The organism is Streptomyces panacea, assembly GCF_040560175.1.
GTDB classification, from domain to species: Bacteria; Actinomycetota; Actinomycetes; order Streptomycetales; family Streptomycetaceae; genus Streptomyces; species Streptomyces panacea.
In genome coordinates, this window is the sequence record NZ_JARJHW010000054.1 from 20,965 (window position 1) to 40,850 (window position 19,886).

General features: G+C 71.5%; 14 protein-coding genes. 13 read left to right on the forward strand and 1 reads right to left on the reverse strand.

The window, feature by feature from the left end:
- Nucleotides 1-188: 188 nt before the first annotated feature.
- Nucleotides 189-3,209, forward strand: a complete 3,021-nt coding sequence (locus tag P3L51_RS15620) for a glycoside hydrolase family 84 protein (protein WP_354605813.1) — start codon at nucleotides 189-191, stop codon at nucleotides 3,207-3,209.
- An 81-nt stretch (nucleotides 3,210-3,290) separates the two neighbouring features.
- Here P3L51_RS15620 and P3L51_RS15625 read toward each other — a convergent pair whose 3' ends face one another.
- A complete protein-coding gene (locus P3L51_RS15625) occupies nucleotides 3,291-3,827 on the reverse strand; it encodes an HNH endonuclease (RefSeq protein ID WP_354605814.1) in 537 nt (178 codons plus the stop codon).
- A 290-nt stretch (nucleotides 3,828-4,117) separates the two neighbouring features.
- Between P3L51_RS15625 and P3L51_RS15630 the strand changes: the two genes are divergently transcribed.
- The 12 genes from P3L51_RS15630 to P3L51_RS15685 form a co-directional block, all read left to right on the forward strand.
- Nucleotides 4,118-5,194, forward strand: a complete 1,077-nt coding sequence (locus P3L51_RS15630; protein WP_354605815.1) for a mechanosensitive ion channel family protein — start codon at nucleotides 4,118-4,120, stop codon at nucleotides 5,192-5,194.
- A gap of 381 nt (nucleotides 5,195-5,575) precedes the next feature.
- Nucleotides 5,576-6,742 carry an ROK family transcriptional regulator gene (locus P3L51_RS15635; RefSeq protein ID WP_354605825.1) on the forward strand — a complete coding sequence of 389 codons (1,167 nt, stop codon included), beginning with the start codon at nucleotides 5,576-5,578 and terminating at the stop codon, nucleotides 6,740-6,742.
- Nucleotides 6,743-6,841: 99 nt separating this feature from the next.
- On the forward strand, nucleotides 6,842-8,176 hold the full coding sequence (locus P3L51_RS15640; protein ID WP_354605816.1) for an ABC transporter substrate-binding protein: 1,335 nt from the start codon (nucleotides 6,842-6,844) through the stop codon (nucleotides 8,174-8,176).
- Between the two features lie 19 nt (nucleotides 8,177-8,195).
- A complete protein-coding gene (locus P3L51_RS15645; RefSeq protein WP_354605817.1) occupies nucleotides 8,196-9,137 on the forward strand; it encodes a carbohydrate ABC transporter permease in 942 nt (313 codons plus the stop codon).
- 2 nt (nucleotides 9,138-9,139) lie between these two features.
- Nucleotides 9,140-10,045, forward strand: a complete 906-nt coding sequence (locus P3L51_RS15650; protein ID WP_354605818.1) for a carbohydrate ABC transporter permease — start codon at nucleotides 9,140-9,142, stop codon at nucleotides 10,043-10,045.
- Nucleotides 10,046-10,053: 8 nt separating this feature from the next.
- Complete coding sequence (locus tag P3L51_RS15655; protein ID WP_354605819.1) at nucleotides 10,054-11,328, forward strand: 6-phospho-beta-glucosidase; 1,275 nt, start codon at nucleotides 10,054-10,056, stop codon at nucleotides 11,326-11,328.
- Nucleotides 11,325-12,332, forward strand: a complete 1,008-nt coding sequence (locus P3L51_RS15660; protein WP_354605820.1) for an N-acetylglucosamine kinase — start codon at nucleotides 11,325-11,327, stop codon at nucleotides 12,330-12,332. The genes P3L51_RS15655 and P3L51_RS15660 overlap by 4 nt, the downstream gene beginning before the upstream one ends.
- Before the next feature lie 286 nt (nucleotides 12,333-12,618).
- Nucleotides 12,619-14,031: a GlnX family signal transduction membrane protein gene (locus P3L51_RS15665; protein ID WP_435594452.1), complete on the forward strand. Its 1,413-nt coding sequence runs from the start codon at nucleotides 12,619-12,621 to the stop codon at nucleotides 14,029-14,031.
- Between the two features lie 11 nt (nucleotides 14,032-14,042).
- A complete protein-coding gene (locus tag P3L51_RS15670) occupies nucleotides 14,043-15,122 on the forward strand; it encodes a glutamate ABC transporter substrate-binding protein (RefSeq protein WP_354605822.1) in 1,080 nt (359 codons plus the stop codon).
- 94 nt (nucleotides 15,123-15,216) lie between these two features.
- On the forward strand, nucleotides 15,217-16,545 hold the full coding sequence (locus P3L51_RS15675) for a coiled-coil domain-containing protein (protein ID WP_354605823.1): 1,329 nt from the start codon (nucleotides 15,217-15,219) through the stop codon (nucleotides 16,543-16,545).
- Between the two features lie 118 nt (nucleotides 16,546-16,663).
- Complete coding sequence (locus P3L51_RS15680; protein ID WP_354605824.1) at nucleotides 16,664-19,510, forward strand: serine/threonine-protein kinase; 2,847 nt, start codon at nucleotides 16,664-16,666, stop codon at nucleotides 19,508-19,510.
- A gap of 12 nt (nucleotides 19,511-19,522) precedes the next feature.
- The coding region (locus P3L51_RS15685) for a zinc ribbon domain-containing protein (protein WP_494338542.1) at nucleotides 19,523-19,886 on the forward strand (364 nt) is incomplete at its 3' end.

The window sequence follows — 19,886 nt, forward strand, 5'->3', positions numbered from 1 at the left end:
TACTGGTCCGGTAAACGTGCCCCGGTCACGCTGCGTTCCCCGAGCGGGAGTTGATCCCCCTGCCTATCACAGCGGGTGATAAAGGGCATAGCGGCCACGCGCATTGACACCTTCACCCCGGGGTGGTGGGCTCGACGCCGATCGGCCGGAACGACGGGAATCCAGGGAGTCACGAGGGGAGCAGGGGCGTGCAACTCGGGCGCAGACAACGGACTGCGACAGCTGTCGCGGTCGCCGTGATCGGCGGACTTCTCGGCACGGCACCCGGCGCGACGGCGGCACCTGTCGATCCGGGCTCCCCCGCCGCCAGCACACCCGACGGGGAGGGCGAGGCGGCGCTGCCCGCCGTCTGGCCCCGTCCCCAGTCGCTCAAGGCGGCGGGCAGAGCCGTCACCCTCGGTGACGAGGTCACCGTCGTCGCGGCGGACGACACGGATCCGTACGCCGTCGAAGCCCTGAAGGAAGCGCTGCGCGAGGCCGGGGTCCGTACGGTGCGCACCGCCGCCCCGCCCGTCTCGGGCCGCCTTCCGGCCACGCCACCGCCGAGCGGCGGCGCGGTCGTCCTCGCGGGCGGCAGCGGCGCCCAGAGCGCCCTCAGGGCCCTGCGGGCACCCGAGCGGACCGATCTCCCCCCGGGCGGCTACCGGATCGCCGTGGGTACCGTCGCGGGCCGCGCCACGGTCGCGCTCGACGGGGTCGGCGACGACGGCCTCTTCCACGCCGCGCAGACCCTGCGCCAGCTGATCGGCGGCGCACCGGGCCGGGCGACGGTCCCCGGCGTCCTCGTGCGCGACTGGCCGGGAACGGCCGTACGGGGAATGACCGAGGGGTTCTACGGGGATCCCTGGAGCCATCAGGACCGGCTGGCGCAGCTGGACTTCATGGGGCGGACCAAGCAGAACCGCTACCTCTACGCACCGGGGGACGACGCCTTCCGCCAAGCGCGCTGGCGCGAGCCCTACCCGGCCGGGCAGCGGGCCGAGTTCCGCGACCTGGCCGAGCGCGCGGGACGCAACCATGTGACGCTCGCGTGGGCCGTGGCCCCGGCGCAGGCCATGTGCCTGACGTCCAAGGACGACGTCAAGGCGCTCAACCGCAAGGTCGACGCGATGTGGGCGCTGGGTGTGCGCGCCTTCCAGCTCCAGTTCCAGGACGTGAGTTACAGCGAGTGGCACTGCGACGAGGACCGGGAGACCTTCGGTTCCGGTCCCGGCGCCGCCGCGAAGGCGCAGGCGCGCGTCGCGAACGCGATGGCCGAGCACCTCGCGCGGCGGCACCCGGGCGGCGAGCCGCTGACCGTGATGCCGACGGAGTACTTCCAGGACGGCGCCACCGAGTACCGCACGGCGCTCGCCGGCGACCTCGACGGCCGGATCCAGGTCGCGTGGACGGGCGTCGGGGTCGTGCCGCGCACCATCACCGGAAGTGAACTGGCCGGTGCGCGCGAGGCGTTCAAGCACCCGCTGGTGACGATGGACAACTACCCCGTCAACGACTACGAGCGGGGGCGCATCTTCCTCGGCCCCTACACGGGCCGCGAGCCCGCCGTCGCCGCCGGCTCGGCCGCGCTGCTCGCCAACGCGATGGAGCAGCCGTCCGCGTCCCGTATCCCGCTGTTCACGGCCGCCGACTACGCCTGGAACCCGCGCGGCTACCGGCCGCAGGAGTCCTGGCAGGCGGCGATGGACGATCTCGCGGACGGCGATCCCAAGGCGCGCGAGGCGATCGGCGCGCTGGCCGGGAACGACTCCTCGTCGATCCTGGACCCGACGGAGTCGGCGTATCTGCGCCCTCTGTTGAAGGAGTTCTGGCGCAGCCGTACGGACGCGGAGGCCGCGAAGGACCCGGCGGCCAGGGACACGGCGGCGAAGCGCCTGCGGGCGGCCTTCTCCGTGATGCGGGAGACGCCGGAGCGCCTGTCCGGCACGGCCGAGGGCCGGCTGGACGACGAAGTGCGGCCGTGGAGCGAGCAGTTGGCGCGGTACGGGCGGGCCGGTGAGCTGTCGGTCGACATGCTCCAGGCGCAGTCGCGCGGTGACGGCGACGCCGCCTGGCAGGCGTCGCTCGCCCTCGAACCGCTGCGGGAGGCGGCCGGGAAAAGCACGGTCACCGTCGGCAAGGACGTGCTCGACCCGTTCCTCGACCGCGCGGCCAAGGAGTCGGCGGCCTGGACGGGCGCCGACCGCTCGGCCGGACCGGAGGCCCGCGCCGGGCGGAGCACCGACGCGTACACCGTCGGCGTCGGCCGCACCCGCCCCGTGGGCGTGATCACGACCATGACGGAGCCGGGCACCGGCGACGGCGCCTCGGTGGAGGCGCATGTCCCGGGCGAGGGCTGGCGGCGGCTCGGCCCCGTGTCGCAGTCCGGCTGGACGCAGACGGACGCGAAGGGGCTGCGCGCCGACGCCGTACGGATCACCTGGCCCGGATTGCCGGGCACGACGGCGCCGTCGGTGCGGCGCGTCGTGCCGTGGTTCACCGACGAGCCGCGTGTGCGGTTCGATCTCGCCCGGAGCGTGACGGACGTCGAGATCGGCGGGAGGACGGAGACGGTCGAGGCGGAGCTGGAGGCGCAGCGCCCCGGCTCGATCAGCGGCGCCATGACGGCGAGGGCACCGGACGGCGTGCGGGTGACGCTGCCGAAGCGGGTGACGGTGCCGCGCGGTGTCCGTACGACGGTCCCGGTCCGGATCACCGTTCCCGAGGGCACCCCCGCGGGGAGCTACCGGATCCCGCTGTCGTTCGGCGGTGAGGAGCGCGTCCTGACCGTGCGGGCCTCCCTGCGTACGGGCGGACCCGACCTCCTGAGGACACCGACGGCCACGGCCTCCTCGTCGGGCGACGAGACGCCCGATTTCCCGGCCGCGGCGGCAGCCGACGGCGACCCGGCGACGCGCTGGTCGTCACCGGTCGAGGACGGCGCGTGGTGGCAGATGGAGCTGGCGGAGCCGGCCCGGGTGGGCCGGGTGGTCCTGAACTGGCAGGACGCCTACGCGAGCGCCTACCGGATCCAGGTGTCGGCCGACGGGCGCGTGTGGCGGGACGCGGCGCGGGTGGCGGACGGCAAGGGCGGAGCGGAGTCGGTCCGGATGGACGCGAAGGACACCCGCTTCATCCGGATCCAGGGCGAGCGGCGCGGGACGGAGTTCGGTTACTCGCTGTGGTCGGTGGAGGCTTACGCGGTGACGGAGTCGGCTCCGGCGGACTGAGCCCGCCGGCGACCGCGGACAGGCCGGTCACCGCACCGCGCCCCGCGACGACCCCTCCCCGGGACGACGAAGGCCCGGATCCTAGGCAGAGATGCCGTCGATCCGGGCCACCGCGTCCTCGGCGCCGAAGGGTTGCAGATACGGCATCCAGCGCGGATCCCGGTGTCCGGTCCCGATGATCCGCCAGGCGAGCCCGGACGGCGGCGCGGGCTGGTGGAGCAGTCTCCACCCCAGCTCCCGCAGATGCCGGTCCGCCTTCACGTGGTTGCAGCGACGGCACGCGGCCACCACGTTGTCCCACACGTGCTTCCCGCCCCGGCTGCGCGGGATGACGTGGTCGACGCTGGTGGCGACGCTGCCGCAGTACATACAGCGCCCGCCGTCCCTGGCGAAGAGCGCGCGCCGGGTCAGCGGGACGGGCCCGCGGTAGGGGACCCGTACGAACCGTTTCAGCCGTACGACGCTGGGCGCGGGCAGCACCCGGGTCTCGCTGTGCAGGAAGGCGCCGGATTCCTCAAGGCAGATGGCCTTGTTCTCCAGAACGAGGACGAGCGCGCGACGGAGCGGTACGACGCCGAGCGGCTCGTACGACGCGTTGAGGACCAGGACATGTGGCACGGTGCCTCCAAGTACGCCGGCGGCGCGTGGCTCGCGCCGGGACGATCTGTCTCAGTCTCTCCTCATGCCTGGTCGAAACGCCACCACGTCTTGGTAACGGGCTCGGAGTGTTTTCGCCCACACACACGCCGTGACCCCTTGACCTGGTATGTCCCCGCCCCCGCGCCTTCCTGGGACTTCGTCCCGTGCCGGGGGGTGAGGAGTGTCTCTCCCTCCCGCACGGCAGCGGAGTACACGCGATGCCCCGTTAGTGTGGTTGGTCCCGCCCGTGTTTCCAGGAGGTTCCCGCCGTGTCCCTGTCCGCCCCGCCGGCCCCGGACCCGTCGTCCGGGCCCGCGACATTCGACGAGGCCGCGGAACGGGCCAACGACGCCGCGGGCTGGGTGGAGCAGAACTGGTCCACCTGGCTGAGCGTCGGCCTGCGCATCCTGCTGATCATGGTCATCGCGCTCGTCCTGCGCCATGTCCTGCGGCGCACCATCACCAAGCTGATAGCGCGGATGAACCGCAGCGCCACGGCGGTCGAGGGCACGGCGCTCGGCGGCCTGCTGGTCAACGCCGAACGGCGCCGGCAGCGCTCCGAGGCCATCGGATCCGTGCTCCGGTCGGTGACCTCGTTCACGATCCTGGGCACGGCCGCGCTGATGGCGCTCGGAGCGCTGAACATCAATCTGGCCCCGCTGCTGGCGTCGGCGGGTGTCGCCGGTGTGGCCCTGGGCTTCGGCGCGCGCAATCTCGTCACCGACTTCCTCTCCGGGGTCTTCATGATCCTGGAGGACCAGTACGGCGTGGGCGACACCATCGACGCGGGCGTCGCGTCCGGCGAGGTCATCGAGGTCGGGCTGCGGGTGACCAAGCTGCGCGGCGACGACGGCGAGATCTGGTACGTCCGCAACGGCGAGGTGAAGCGGATCGGCAACCTCAGCCAGGGCTGGGCCACGGCCGGTGTCGATGTGACGGTCCGGCCGACCGAGGATCTGGACAACGTCCGCGACGTCATCACCGCGGTCGCGGAGAAGATGGCGAAGGAGGACCCCTGGGCCGAGCGCCTGTGGGGCCCGGTCGAGATCCTGGGCCTGGACTCCGTCCTGCTGGACTCGATGACGATACGGGTCACCGCCAAGACGATGCCGGGCAAGGCGCTGGGGGTGGAGCGCGAGCTGCGCTGGCGTATCAAGCAGGCGTTCGACGCGGCCGGCATCCAGATCGTCGGCGGGCTGCCCCTGGCGGGCACGGAGGCGGCCGGACCCGACCCGACGGCCGGTGTGGCCGCGCCGTCGGCCCTGGCGAGCCCCACGTCGCCGCAGTCCCTCGCGGCGTCCCCGATACCGCCACAGCAGGCCGTCAACCCCAATCTGTCCAAGTAGGACCGGGAACCCCGCGTCGGGGGTCCGCCCGCGGGGGCGGGGCCCGGAAGCACCGCGCCGGCGGCCGATGCCACCGCGGCGCCCCGGGCCGGGCTTCGCGTACGTGCCCGAGGGGCCCGTATCAAGCCGTCCGGCTGCCTTTCGAAAGCCCGTCGCACACGCGCCCCCGCAGGTAACGCTTTGGTTGCTGCGGGGTGCTGGGCGTTTTACAGGTATTGACTGCTCCCTGACGCCCGGCCTACTTTCCTCCCATCAAATAGGAAACTTTCCTAACAGTGTCGCGAACACGACACACGGGAGAGCAGTCGCCGAAGGGCAGGTGCACACGTCGTGAGCGATCCGTCCACGCCGTCCCCGGGCACACCACGCGTGCTGCGTGCGATGAACGACCGTGCCGCGCTGGACCTGCTGCTGGCGCACGGCACCCTCTCCCGTACCCGGATCGGCAAACTGACCGGTCTCTCCAAGCCCACGGCGTCCCAGTTGCTGGCCCGCCTGGAGGCTGCCGGTCTCGTCGTCGCCACCGGCACCACCGAGGGACGTCCGGGCCCCAACGCCCAGCTGTACGCGGTGAACGCGGGCGCCGCCCACGCCGCCGGGCTCGACGTGAACCCGCAGCGCGTCCTCGCCGCCGTCGCGGACATCACCGGCGCCACCGTCGGCCGCTTCGAACTGCCCACGCCGGGGCGCCGGCCGGCCGACAGCGTCGTGACGCGGGTGACCGACGCGCTGGACGGCGCCGTCAAGGCCGCCGGACTGGCGCGCGGCGACGTGCACCGCGTCGTGATCGGTACGCCGGGCGCCTTCGACCCGTCCACCGGGCGCCTGCGGTACGCCTCGCACCTGCCCGGCTGGCACTCCCCCACGCTGCTCGACGAACTGGCCGCCGCCCTGCCGATGCCCGTCGAGTACGAGAACGACGTGAACCTCGCGGCCGTCGCCGAACAGCGCCTGGGCGCGGCCCGCGGCCACGACGACTTCGTCCTCCTGTGGAACCAGGAAGGTCTCGGCGCCTCCCTCGTCATCGGCGGCCGGCTGCACCGCGGCTTCACCGGGGGCGCCGGCGAGGTCGGCTTCCTGCCGGTGCCGGGCACTCCCCTCGTACGCCAGGTCGTCAAGGCCAACAGCGGCGGCTTCCAGGAGCTGGCGGGCGCGCAGTGCGTACCCCGCCTCGCCCGCGGCCTCGGCATCGATACGCCGGAGCAGCCGTACGCCGACGTCGCCGCCGACCTCCTCACGAAGGCCGCCGCCGGACACGAGGAGGAGCCGCGGCTGGCCGAGCTGCTGCGGCTGTTCGCACAGCGGCTCGCCACCGGCCTCGCGTCCGTGACCGCGGTGCTCGACCCCGAACTCATCGTCCTCGCGGGCGGGGTGACCGCCGCCGGCGGCGAACCGCTGCGCGCCCTGGTCCAGGCGGAACTCGCCGAACTGGCCGCCTCCAGACCCCGGCTGCTCATCGGCGAGGTACAGCGGGATCCCGTGCTGCGCGGCGCGCTGGAGAGCGCGCTGGCGACCACCCGCGACGAGGTCTTCGACACCTCCCGCTGACCCGGCCCGGGCCCCCGGGCCCCCGGACCCTCGCCCCCAAGCCCCCTCACGACCCCACCACATCCCTTTCAGGACCCGACCGACACCGGGAGTTCCGTCATGCCCAGAAACCGCCGTCTGACCGCTTCCGCCGTCGCGGTCGCCGCGCTGTCCGTGCTCACCGCCGCGTGTACCGGGGAGTCCGGCAACTCGGCCTCGGACGACCCGAACGCCAAGACCACGATCACCTTCTGGCACGGCTGGAGCGCACCCTCCGAAGTCAAGGCGATCAAGGAGAACATCGACCGGTTCGAGGAGGCCCACCCGAACATCAAGGTCGACGTCGTCGGCAACATCAACGACGACAAGCTCAACCAGGCGCTGCGCGCGGGCGGTTCCAAGGGCCCGGACGTCGTGTCGTCCTTCACCACCTCCAACGTGGGCAAGTTCTGCTCGTCCGGCGCCTTCGCCGACCTTGAGCCCTTCATAAAGAAGGACAAGATCGACCTGGAGAAGACCTTCCCGAAGGTGCTGCTCCAGTACACCCAGTTCGAGGGCGACCGCTGCGCGCTGCCGCTGCTCAGCGACGCGTACGGGCTGTACTACAACAAGGACGCCTTCAAGGAGGCGGGCATCACGGCCCCGCCGAAGACGATGTCCGAGCTGGCAGAGGTCGCCAAGAAGCTCACCAAGCCCAAGGGCGACAGCTACGAGCAGGTCGGCATGATGCCGACCTACCACGGCTACGAGACGGTCGTCGACCACTACATGTCGAGCTGGGACCACACGTACTTCGACAAGGACGGCAAGTCCAACATCGCCAAGGACCCGGCCTTCGCCAAGATGTTCACGTATCAGAAGAAGCTCGTCGAGGACCTCGGCGGCTTCCAGAAGCTGGAGAAGTTCCGCAGCACCTTCGGTGACGAGTGGGGCGCCAAGCACCCCTTCCACACCGGTCAGGTCGCGATGCAGCTGGACGGCGAGTGGCGGCTCGGCATGGCCGAGGACGCGGGCGCCGACTTCGAGATCGGCGTGGCCCCGATGCCCGTCGCCGACGACGAGGCCGACAGCTACGGCAAGGGCTTCCTCTCCGGCACGATCATGGGCATAGCCCCGCAGAGCAAGAAGCAGAACGCCGCGTGGCAGCTGATGAAGTACATGACCACCGACACGAAGGCGGTCGTGGAGTTCGCCAACGGCATCAACAACGTGCCCTCGACGCTCGCCGCGCTCAAGTCGCCCGACCTGAAGTTCGACCCCCGCTTCAAGACGTTCCTCGACATCGCCCAGCACCCGAAGTCCAACACCCCCGACGGCGCGATCAACGGCGCGACGTACCAGCAGACGCTCCAGGACTTCGGCTTCCAGTACGAGAAGGGCTCCGTGAAGGATCTCCAGGAGGGCCTGGAGAAGACGGCGAAGCAGATCGACCGCGACATCGAGCAGGCCAAGTAGCGGGCCGGGAAGCCCGCTGATGTCCAGCAACACGCTGCGTTCGAAGCGGCGCAGGAGCGCCCTTCGGACGATGGCGTTCATGTCGCCCTGGTTGATCGGGTTCACGGTCTTCTTCGCGTATCCGCTCGTGTCGACCGTGTACTTCTCCTTCATGAAGTACGACGGTTTCAACTCCCCCGTCTGGAACGGGCTCGGGAACTGGTCGTACGTCTTCAGCGACTACCCGATGTTCTGGCCGTCGCTGCGCAACACCCTGTGGCTGGTCCTGGTGATGGTCACCTGCCGGGTGCTGTTCGGTCTCGGCGTCGGCATGCTGATCACCAAGATCAAGACGGGCACCGGGGTCTTCCGGACCCTGTTCTACCTGCCGTACCTGGCGCCGCCGGTCGCGGCCACGCTGGCCTTCGTCTTCCTCCTCAACCCCGGTACGGGGCCGGTCAACACGATCCTCGGCGACCTCGGGCTGCCCACGCCGGGCTGGTTCAACGACGCCTCCTGGTCCAAGCCGGCGCTCACGGCGCTGGCCGTCTGGGGCATCGGCGACCTGATGGTCATCTTCATGGCCGCGCTGCTCGACGTACCGAAGGAGCAGTACGAGGCGGCCGAGCTGGACGGCGCGTCGTCCTGGCAGCGCTTCCGCTTCGTGACGCTGCCGAACATCTCACCGATCGTGCTGTTCGCCGTGGTCACGGGCGTGATCCAGGCGATGCAGTACTACACGCAGCCACTGGTGGCGGGCAAGGTCGCCTCCGGCGTGATCGGCGGCTCGGGCCAGCAGTTCGAACCCGGCTACCCGGACAAGTCGACGCTGACCCTGCCGCAGCTCGTCTACAACCTCGGTTTCCAGCGCTTCGACTACGGCGCCGCCTGCGTCGTCGCGCTCGTCCTGTTCGCCCTGGCCATGGTCTTCACCGCGTTCCTGATGCGGCGTCGCGGCGGACTGATCGGAACGGGTGACTGACCATGTCCCAGCAACTCCTGGACGCGCCCGGCCGGCCGCCGAAGACGTCGGACGGGCGGACCCCGGCGGCGCGTACCGCGCGCCGCAAGGCGGTGCTGCACTGGATCGCCGTGCACTCGCTCGGTGTCGCCGCGGCGCTGTTCTTCGTCCTGCCGTTCGTCTTCCTCTTCCTCACCTCGGTGATGAGCGACCAGCAGGCGCTCACCCGCGACCTCACCCCGAACAGCTGGGAGTGGGGCAACTACACCAAGGTCTTCGACACCCCGGGCTTTCTGACCTGGTGGAAGAACACCCTGCTGTACGCGGGTCTGGGGACCCTCCTGTCGGTGGCCTCCTCGATCCCGGTGGCGTACGCGCTGGCCAAGTTCCGCTTCCGCGGGCGGCAGTTGTCGCTGATGCTCGTCATCTCGATGATGATGCTGCCGCCCCAGGTGATCATCATCCCGATGTATCTCTTCTGGGCGAAGCAGTTCGACCTGTCGGGGACGCTCTGGCCGCTGATCATCCCGATGGCGTTCGGCGACGCGTTCTCCATCTTCCTGCTGAGGCAGTTCCTGCTCACCATCCCCAACGAGTACCTGGACGCGGCCCGCGTCGACGGCTGCGGTGAGTTCCGTACGCTGCTCAGGGTCGTCCTGCCGATGGCGAAGCCGGGCATCGCCGCCGTGGCGCTGTTCCAGTTCTTCTACGCGTGGAACGACTACTTCGGCCCGCAGATCTACGCCTCGGAGAACCCGGCCGCGTGGACGCTCAGTTACGGGCTGGAATCCTTCAAGGGCGCGCACCACACCGACTGGAATCTGACCATGGCCGCGACCGTACTGGTCATGGCCCCCGTGATCCTCGTCTTCTTCTTCGCACAGAAGGCCTTCGTCGAGGGCGTCACACTGACCGGAGTGAAGGGCTAGAAGAACAAATGAAGCTCGCAGTAGTGGGTGGCGGGTCCACCTATACACCTGAGTTGATCGACGGCTTCGCCCGGTTGAGGGACACGCTCCCGATCAGTGAGCTGGTGCTCGTCGACCCGGCGGCCGACCGTCTTGAGCTGGTGGGCGGTCTCGCTCGGCGGATCTTCGCCAAGCAGGGGCACCCCGGAAAGATCGTCACCACGTCCGACCTGGACGCGGGCGTGGCCGGCGCCGACGCCGTCCTGCTCCAACTGCGCGTCGGCGGACAGGCCGCGCGGCTGAAGGACGAGACGTGGCCGCTGGAGTGCGGCTGCGTCGGCCAGGAGACGACGGGCGCGGGCGGTCTCGCCAAGGCGCTGCGTACGGTGCCGCTGGTCCTGGACATCGCCGAGCGCGTACGGCGCGCCAACCCGGACGCGTGGATCATCGACTTCACCAACCCGGTGGGGATCGTGACGCGCGCCCTGCTCCAGGCCGGGCACAAGGCGATCGGGCTGTGCAACGTCGCGATCGGCTTCCAGCGCAAGTTCGCGAAGCTGCTGGACGTCGCCCCGTCGGCCGTCCATCTGGAGCACATCGGGCTGAACCACCTGACCTGGGAGCGGAGCGTACGGCTCGGCGGCCCCGACGGCGAGGACGTGCTGCCGAAGCTGATCGCCGAGCACGGCGACGCGATCGCGGCCGACCTGCGGCTGCCGCGCCGGGTGCTCGACACCCTCGGCGTGGTGCCCTCCTACTACCTGCGCTACTTCTACGCGCACGACGAGGTCGTCCGGGAGCTGGGCACCAAGCCGTCGCGGGCCGCGGAAGTGGCCGAGATGGAGGCGCGGTTGCTCGCCATGTACGGCGACCCGACCCTGGACGAGAAGCCCGAGCTGCTGGCCAAGCGCGGCGGCGCCTTCTACAGCGAGGCCGCGGTCGATCTGGCCGCCTCGCTGCTCGGCGACGCGGGCAGCGGCGGCAGCCCGATCCAGGTCGTCAACACGTACAACAACGGCACGCTGCCGTTCCTCGCCGACGACGCGGTGATCGAGGTCCAGGCCAGGGTCGACGCCTCGGGGGCGACGCCGCTGGCCGTGCCCGCGGTCGACCCGCTGTACGCGGGGCTGATCGCGAGCGTCACGGCCTACGAGGAGCTGGCGCTCCAGGCCGCGCTGCACGGTGGGCGCGACCGCGTCTACAAGGCGCTGCTGTCACACCCGTTGATCGGTCAGTACGAGTACGCCGAGGGCCTCACCGACCGACTGATCGCGCACAACCGGGAGCACCTCGCGTGGGCATGAGCCGGACCGGGCCGGCGGCGGGGCGCGGAAGCGTCCTGGCCGTCGACGCCGGGAACAGCAAGACCGATGTGACCGTGATCGGTGCCGACGGGTACGTGCTCGGCGCGGCCCGCGGCGGCGGCTTCCAGCCGCCGGTCATCGGCGTGGAGCCGGCGATCGACCGGCTGGCCGCGATCGTCGCCGACGCGGCGGCCGACGCCGGGCTCCGTACGGAGGGGATCGCCGGGCATGTCTCGGCCTGTCTGGCCAACGCCGATCTCCCGGTGGAGGAGCGGGAGTTGGCGGCGGCGGTGCAGCGGCGCGGCTGGGGCCGTACCACCGAGGTGCGCAACGACACCTTCGCGATACTGCGTGCCGGGCTGCCCGGCGGCGCCGAACCGCGCGGAGTCGCCGTCGTGTGCGGCGCGGGCATCAACTGCGTGGGCATGCTCCCCGACGGCCGTACGGCTCGCTTCCCCGCCATCGGCCGGATCTCCGGTGACTGGGGCGGCGGTTCCGGGCTGTCCGAGGAGGCGCTGTGGTTCGCGGCGCGCGCCGAGGACGGGCGGGGCGAGCCGACGGAGCTGGTGCGTACGGTGCCGGGGCACTTCGGCCTCGGCTCGGTGTACGCGCTGATCGAGGCGCTGCACCTGGGTCATCTCCCGTACGCGCGCAGGCACGAGCTGACGCCGGTCCTCTTCGCCACCAGCGCGGCGGGCGACGCGGTGGCCAGGTCGCTGGTCGACCGGCTCGCCGCCGAGGTCGTGGCGCTGGCCGGGGTGGCGCTGGAGCGGCTGGGGCTGCTGGACGAGGAGGTGCCGGTGCTGCTGGGCGGCAGTGTGCTGGCGGCCCGGCATCCGCAACTGGACGACGGGATCCGGGAGTTGCTGGCCGCCCGCGCGCCGAAGGCCGTGGTGGGGGTGGTGACGGCTCCGCCGGTGCTGGGCGCCGGGCTGCTGGGGCTGGACCACACCGGCGCCGCAGCGGGGGCGCACGCCAGACTGCGGGCGCACTACGGCGCCTGACGCCTGACGCGCCCGGTGCGCGGCCGACGCCGGGCGCGCACCGGGCGCGTACGGCTCCGGGACCCGTGATCGGACCCTTTCGAGTGGGAACCGATCCCGGGTCCCTGACGTATTCAATGGGGGAGCATGGTGGGGGGATCGTGCTCCATCGGCAGGCTTCGTCCGCACAAGATCCAGTCAAGGCTTGTGTGGATGCCGGTCCCTGCGGCCATACTGCTGGCCGGGGCTCGTCCCTCCGTCCGCCGAGGGGCGAGACGCCGTCGTCAGTGACCGAGGGGGAGGTCAAGTGACATACCCGCCGAATGTGCGCACAGCGCCTGTTCCGGCGCCGACGCGCGCGCCCGCGCCGTCCGCTCCACCGCCCGCGCCGCCACCCGCGCCGCGTGGCGCGTGGGCCGAGGGCAGGGAGCGCGTGCGCGCGGCGGCGACGACGGAGCCGGGGCGGCTCCAGATCATCGGGGCGCTTCTGGCCCTGCTGGTCGTGGTGTTCGCGGCGGTGACGGCTTTCGAGGTCTCCGACCGGTACTCCTCCGCCGACGACGTCGTCGAACGCAGCCAGCCGCTGAGCGCGGTCGCGGCGAAGATCTACGGCTCGCTGGCCTCCGCCGACACGGCCGCGTCGAGCGGCTTCCTGGCGGGCGCGCAGGAGCCGGAGACGGTGCGGAAGGTGTATCGGGACGACATCACGACGGCGTCGAAGCTGCTGATCGAAGCCGCGACGAGCACGGACACCTCCAGCGACTCGGGCCGGCAGATCGCCGCCATCAACGAGAAACTGCCGCGCTACACCGGCCTGATCGAGCGCGCGCGGGCCAACAACCGGCAGGGACTGCCGCTGGGCGGCGCCTATCTGCGCTACGCCAACGCGATGATGACGAAGGAGATCCTGCCGGCGGCCGAGAAGCTGTACGCGTCGGAGACGGCCCGGCTCGACCAGGACCACCAGGACGCGCGGGTGTGGCCGTTCCTGGCCCTCGTCGCCGGTGTCGCCGCCCTGGGTGTGCTCGCCTGGGCGCAGCGCCGCAACTACCTTCGGACGAACAGGGTGTTCAACCACGGTCTGCTGGCGGCGACGGCCGCTGCCACCGTGGTGCTGCTGTGGCTGGCGGTGGGCCACACGGTGGCGCGCGTCGAGCTGAACAACGCGAACGCGGACGGGCAGGCGTCGCTGAAGGTCCTCAACGACGCCCGGATCAGCTCCCTGAAGGCCCGCGCGAGCGAGAATCTGACCCTGGTCGCGCGCGGCGCCGTCCTCACCGAGAAGAAGGACGACGAGCCGCAGAAGGACCAGTACGAGGTGGACCACCAGACCAACATGGGGAATCTCCGCGCGGCGCTGGCGAAGGCGGAGAAGCTCGCCGACGACGGCGCGGGGCGCCTGCCGGTCGACAAGGCCCTGGAGTCGACCACCGAGTGGCAGAAGCGCCACAAGTCGGCGAACGACACCGACAAGGCCGGTGAGTACGACGACGCCGTGGAGATGGTCATCGGCGAGAAGTCCTCGACGGGCGAGTCGTTCAACCTCGTGGACGACTCGCTGGAGAAGGCGATCACGCACGAGCAGCGGGAGTTCACCGACTCCGCGAAGGCCGGCCGCGGCGCGCTGTTCGGCCTGGCGATCGGGGCCCTCGTGCTGGGCCTGCTGGGCGCGGTCTGCGCCATTCTGGGTATCAACCGCAGGCTTTCGGAGTACCGGTGACAGGGGGAGGAATGAAAGCCGCCACGGACACGAACGACTCGCGCGATCCCTATGGTCCGCCGGGGACCGGTGGCCGGTCGCCCGGCCGCCGTACGGGAGTCACCGTCGCCGCCGTCGTCGCGCTGACCGCGACACTCACCCTGCTGCCGCTGTCCCGTGACGACCGGGCCGACGACGTCCGGGAGCCGCGGAAGGTCGCCGCCGAGGTCGCGCCCGCCGACGCCGAGGCCGCGGACTGTGTCGAGCCGGAGCGCAGTCTGCGGCCCTCGCCCCAGCTCGACGAGGGGCCGAGCATCGACAAGATCAAGGCGCGCGGCCACCTGATCGTCGGCATCGACCAGAGCAGCTACCGCTGGGGCTACCGCAACCCCGCCACCAAGACCATCCAGGGCTTCGACATCGACCTCGCGCGAGCCGTCGCCAAAAACATCCTCGGCTCCCCCCAGGACATCGTCTTCCGCGCCATTCCCACCAACCAGCGGGTCGACGCCCTGAACACCACCACGGACAGCGGGGTCGACCTGGTCGTACGGACCATGACGATCAACTGCGCGCGCAGCGAGCAGGTCGCCTTCTCCACCGCCTACTTCCAGGCCGGCCAGCAGGTGCTCGCCCCCAAGGACTCGGACATCACGGGGTACGACGAGTCGCTGTCCGGCAAGCGCGTCTGCTCGGCGGACAGCACGACGGCGTACGACGAGCTGGCGAAGAACTCGTTCGGCGCCATCTTCGAGGACGAACACGACGGGACACCGCGGGACGAGGACAAACTGACGGTGCCGAACCAACTGGACTGCCTGGTGCGGCTCCAGCTGGGCGAGGTCGACGCGATCGTCACGGACAACGCGCTCGCGGCCGGGCAGGCCGCCCAGGACCCGGCGGTCAAGCTGGTGGGTAAGCCGTTCACCGAGGAGTACTACGGCATCGCCGCCAAGCTCGGCAACAACGACCTGGTGCGCCGGGTCAACCACGTACTGGAGGAGTACCGCGCGGGCGGCGGCGACAGCCTCTGGATGAAGTCGTACCGACAGTGGCTGGAGGCCGGACTGCCCGACATAAAGGCGCCGCCGGAGGCAAAGTACAAGGACTGAGCACCGGGTGGCGGGAACAGAGGGATGCGAAGACCAGGACCGAGGACCGCGCACCGGTGACGGAAGCGGTCAGGCCAGAGCGGAGAGGTGATCGATGGGCGACGCGGGCTCCTTCACCGGCCCGACGGGCAAGCCGGCCGGTCCGGCCATGGACCGGGACGAGGCGGACCGTGCCCTCGCGCGCCTCGGCGCCGAGCACGAGGCGATCGAGACGTCCCTGTTCGCCCTCCAGGACCACGCCGGCCGCCGGCTGCTCGAAGGGGCAGGCCTCAGCGGGGTCACCAAGGACCGCTGGGCCGCCACCGAGCAGGCGATCACCCTGCTGTGGAGCTACTTCGACGCCTACTCCGCCGCCCTGCGAGGCGCCCGTGAGGCCCGCGCCCGGCTGCGGTGGCTCAACCAGCAGGATCTGGTGGACCTGACCGAGAAGCTGCGGGGCCGCAGTGTCACGGTCGCGGGCTCGGCCCGGGCGACGCCGTCCCTGACGGGGCCGGCCAAACTCTCCGAGCAGTTCACGCTGGCCGAGCTGGTCGCGCGGATGAACGAGCTGTACGCGCGGTCGCTGGACATGGTCGTGGCGTCGGACTCGGTCTGGTCGGCGCTGCCCGCCCGGATAGATCTGCTCGCCGCCGAGCTGAACCGCACCCGTTCGCTGGCGCACTCCGCCGGGGTGCGGCCCGGGGAGCATCCGGCGGGTGACGACCTGGAGGCGATCACCGACGAGCTGACGACGCTGCGAGCCCAGGTGATCTCCGATCCGCTGGCCTTCTGGCAGCCGGTGCACGGCAGTTCGGCGCCCGGCGGCGGCAGGCCCGACACCGAGCGCTACGACCGGGCGGCGCGCGCCCTGGAGGACGTACGCCGGGAGATCGACGCCGTCCTGACGGTCCGTCAGGACTCGGAGGCGCGGCTGCTGCGGCTGCGGGACGTGCTGTCGCGCGCCGACCGTACGCTCACCGAGGCCCGGTCGGCCCGCGGCGAGGTGCTGGCGAAGATCGCCGCCTCCGAGGTGCCCGCGGTGAGCGGCCCCTCGACGGCGCTCCAGGAGCGGCTGTCCACGGCCGCCGAATACCGCAGGCACGCCCAGTGGCATCGCCTCTCCCCGCTGCTGGAGTCCCTGGAGCGCGAGGCCGAGGACGAACTGCACCGGGCGCGCGAGTCGTTGACGGCCGTCACGGCGCCGCTCGCGGTCCGGGCCGAGCTGCGCGGCAGGCTCGACGCGTACAAGGCGAAGGTGGCCCGGCACGGGCTCGCCGAGGACATGGTGCTGACCGAGCGCTACGACGCCGCCCGCCGGATGCTGTGGAGCGCGCCCTGCGATCTGCGCGTCGCCGAGCAGGCGGTCCTGCGCTACCAGCAGGCGGCGGCCGAAGCACTGGCCCAGTCGGCGTCCGGGCCCAGCGACCGCGGGGGGAACACGTGAGCGCCGGCAGGGCACGGGGCGGGGATCCGGGCGAACGGAACGGATCACCCGTACGGAAAGCACGGCAGGCACGGCAGGCACGGATCGTATTGAACGGCTTGAGCGAACGGGGGGACCGATGAGCGGGACGAGGAGATGCCAGCGCCCCGGTTGCGAGGGGTCGTACGAGGACATGGGCGGCGGTGAGCTGTACTGCGACACCTGCGGTCTGGCTCCGGTCGTCTCGCCGACCGGCATGGTGTCGTCCCCGCCCACCGGGATCACCGGCGGCGGCAGGGAGAGCAAGGCGAGCGGCAAGGGCAGCGGTTCGGAGCGCAGCGGCTCGTCCCGCGCGTCGTCGCGGGCCTCCTCGCGCTCGTCGACGTCGCGGCGTTCGGTCTCGGGGCGGCTGTCGCGTTCGCTGTCCGGCCGGCTCTCCAACCGGTCGGTCTCGGTGCGCAGTTCCGGCGTCGCCACCGGCGCGTCGGGGCGCAACCGGCTGGGCGCGGGCCTCGTCTCCGTACCGGACGTGCCGAGACCCGATCCGCGGTCGGCCGTGATGACGAGCGCCGAGGTCCCGGAGCGCAAGCGGTACTGCTCGCGTTCCGACTGCGGGGCGCCGGTGGGGCGTTCGCGCGGTGAGCGGCCCGGGCGCACGGAGGGGTTCTGCACCAAGTGCGGCCACCCGTACTCGTTCATGCCGAAGCTGCGCGAGGGCGACATCGTCCACGGGCAGTACGAGGTCGCGGGCTGTCTGGCGCACGGCGGTCTGGGCTGGATCTATCTCGCCGTCGACCGCGCGGTCTCCGACCGCTGGGTGGTCCTCAAGGGCCTGCTCGACACCGGTGACCAGGACGCCATGGAGGCGGCGATCTCCGAGCGGCGCTTCCTCGCCGAGATCGAGCACTCCAACATCGTCCGCATCTACAACTTCGTGGAACATCTCGACCAGCGGACCGGCTCCATGGACGGCTACATCGTCATGGAGTACGTGGGCGGCAAGGCGCTCAAGGAGATCGCCAACGAGCGGCGCGGCCCCGACGGCAAGCGCGACCCGCTGCCGGTCGAGCAGGCGTGCGCGTACGGCATCGAGGCGCTGGAGGCACTCGGGCATCTGCACAGCCGCAATCTGCTCTACTGCGACTTCAAGGTCGACAACGCGATCCAGTCCGAGGACCAGCTCAAGCTCATCGACATGGGCGCGGTCCGCAGGATGGACGACGACGAGTCGGCGATCTACGGCACCGTCGGCTACCAGGCACCGGAGGTCGCCGAGGTCGGCCCTTCGGTGGCCTCGGACCTGTACACGGTGGCGCGCACTCTCGCGGTGCTGACGTTCGACTTCCAGGGCTACACGAACGTGTTCGTGGACTCGCTGCCCGACCCGGACAACATCGACGTGTTCCGGACGTACGAGTCGTTCTACCGGCTGCTGGTGCGCGCGACGGACCCCGACCCGGCGCGGCGGTTCGCCTCGGCGCAGGAGATGGCCGAGCAGCTGACCGGCGTGCTGCGCGAGGTCGTGGCGCTCCAGACGGGCCGGCCGCGGCCGGCCCTGTCGACGCAGTTCGGCACGGAACTGCGCGTCACGGACACGCGGTTGTTCGCCGACGCCGGACAGGACGTGTCGCGGCTGGGGCTCCGCCCCGAGCCAGTGCGGACAGGGCTGTTCGGCCGCCGCGACAAGGCCGCCGAGAGCGCGAACGGCGCCTCGTACCGTCCGCCGAACGGGGCCGTGATCGGCACGGTCGGCGCCGCTGCGCTGCCACCGGGCGGCGGGCAGCACGCGGGTACGGGTGTGCCCGCGCCGCTGCCCGGCCACCCGGCGATCCAGCCGCCTCCGCCGCCCTTCGGGGCACCCTCCCCACTCCCGCCCGGCGCCCCGCAGGGCGGCATCCCGGCGCCCAGGACCCGACCTGGCTCCGGACCTGGCTCCGGACCGAACGGTGGCGGCCTGGGCGGCGTACCCGGCGGCGGCGTACCCGCCGTCCCGGCCGCCGAAGCCCTGGAGACCGGCGCCGCGCTCGCGCGTATCGACTCGCGTGCCACCGCGCTGGCGCTGCCGGTGCCACGGGTCGACGCGAACGACCCCAACGCCGGCTTCCTGGCCGGTCTGATGGCGTCCGCTCCCGCCGAGCTGATCTCCGCGCTCGCGTCCGCGCCCGCCGACTCCGTCGAGCGGCGGCTGCGCGAGCTGCGCGCCCGGCTGGAGATGGGTGAACTGGCCACGGCCTCGCAGGCGTTGGGCGAGCTGGAAGCGCGCCACGCCGACGACTGGCGGGTCGTCTGGTACCGGGGCGTCACCTCGCTCGTGGCGGGAGAGAACGAGATCGCCGCGCTCTCCTTCGACGCGATCTACGACGCCTTCCCGGGCGAGGCCGCGCCGAAGCTGGCGCTCGGAGTCTGCGCCGAGGTGCTCGGCCAGCTCGACAACGCGGCCGAGTACTACCGCCTCGTATGGATGACGGACCCGAGCTATGTCAGCGCCGCCTTCGGCCTCGCCCGGGTGCAGAACGCGGCGGGCGACCGGACCGGAGCCGTACGGACACTGGAGTCGGTCCCCGAGGCGTCGATCCACTACACGGCGGCCAGGATCGCGGCCGTACGGTCGCGGTTGCGCCGCCGTGACCTGCGCGAGCTGTCGCCCCTCACCCCGCCGGGACCCACCGCGGACACACCGCTGATCGACGATCTGAGAGCGGCGGCCGACCAGGTTTCGCGCCTCGGCCAGTTCGGTCTGGACTCGATGCGTCGCGAGCAGTTGTCGACGGAGGTTCTGGGCACGGCTCTGGACTGGGTACTCTCCGGTGGTCCTGGGAATCGGCCCGGACAGACCTCACTGCTCGGCAGTGAACTGAACGAGCGCGGTCTGCGCTTGGGACTGGAACGCTCGTACCGGGTGCTCGCCCGGCTCGCTCAACGCGGCGAGGAGCGGATCGACCTGGTGGAGCGGGCCAACCGCTTCCGCCCCCGGACGTGGGTGTGATTGATGTCGCGGATGCACGAGCCGACAGCCCTTTCGAGGTGTCCCGGTTGCGAGGAGCCGCTGGAGTCGGGCGACCTGTTCTGTGGTGCGTGCGGGTACGACCTGTCGGCCGTGCCGCCGCCCCCGGACGACCACCCCACGATCATCATGAACGGCGCGCCGGGGGCGGCTCCTTCGGGCGCCGTCGACTGGCCGTCAGCCGCCGAGACGGACAGCACGGCCACGCCCGCGCCGGTGCATGTGCCGGGCGAGCTGCCGGGACTGGACTCGACCGGGGTGCCGCTGTCCGGGCACACCGCGGCGGGGCAGCCGGCCGCAGGCCACCGGCCCGCGCCGTCGGCCGTGCCCACCGCCGCGCCACGCGTCCCGCCGCCCG

Coding starts and splice junctions, on each gene's coding strand:
- P3L51_RS15635 (WP_354605825.1), top strand. CDS start 5,576: ATGAACGACCGTGCCGCGCTGGACCTGCTGCTGGCGCACGGCACCCTC.
- P3L51_RS15640 (WP_354605816.1), top strand. CDS start 6,842: ATGCCCAGAAACCGCCGTCTGACCGCTTCCGCCGTCGCGGTCGCCGCG.
- P3L51_RS15645 (WP_354605817.1), top strand. CDS start 8,196: ATGTCCAGCAACACGCTGCGTTCGAAGCGGCGCAGGAGCGCCCTTCGG.
- P3L51_RS15650 (WP_354605818.1), top strand. CDS start 9,140: ATGTCCCAGCAACTCCTGGACGCGCCCGGCCGGCCGCCGAAGACGTCG.
- P3L51_RS15655 (WP_354605819.1), top strand. CDS start 10,054: ATGAAGCTCGCAGTAGTGGGTGGCGGGTCCACCTATACACCTGAGTTG.
- P3L51_RS15660 (WP_354605820.1), top strand. CDS start 11,325: ATGAGCCGGACCGGGCCGGCGGCGGGGCGCGGAAGCGTCCTGGCCGTC.
- P3L51_RS15670 (WP_354605822.1), top strand. CDS start 14,043: ATGAAAGCCGCCACGGACACGAACGACTCGCGCGATCCCTATGGTCCG.
- P3L51_RS15675 (WP_354605823.1), top strand. CDS start 15,217: ATGGGCGACGCGGGCTCCTTCACCGGCCCGACGGGCAAGCCGGCCGGT.
- P3L51_RS15680 (WP_354605824.1), top strand. CDS start 16,664: ATGAGCGGGACGAGGAGATGCCAGCGCCCCGGTTGCGAGGGGTCGTAC.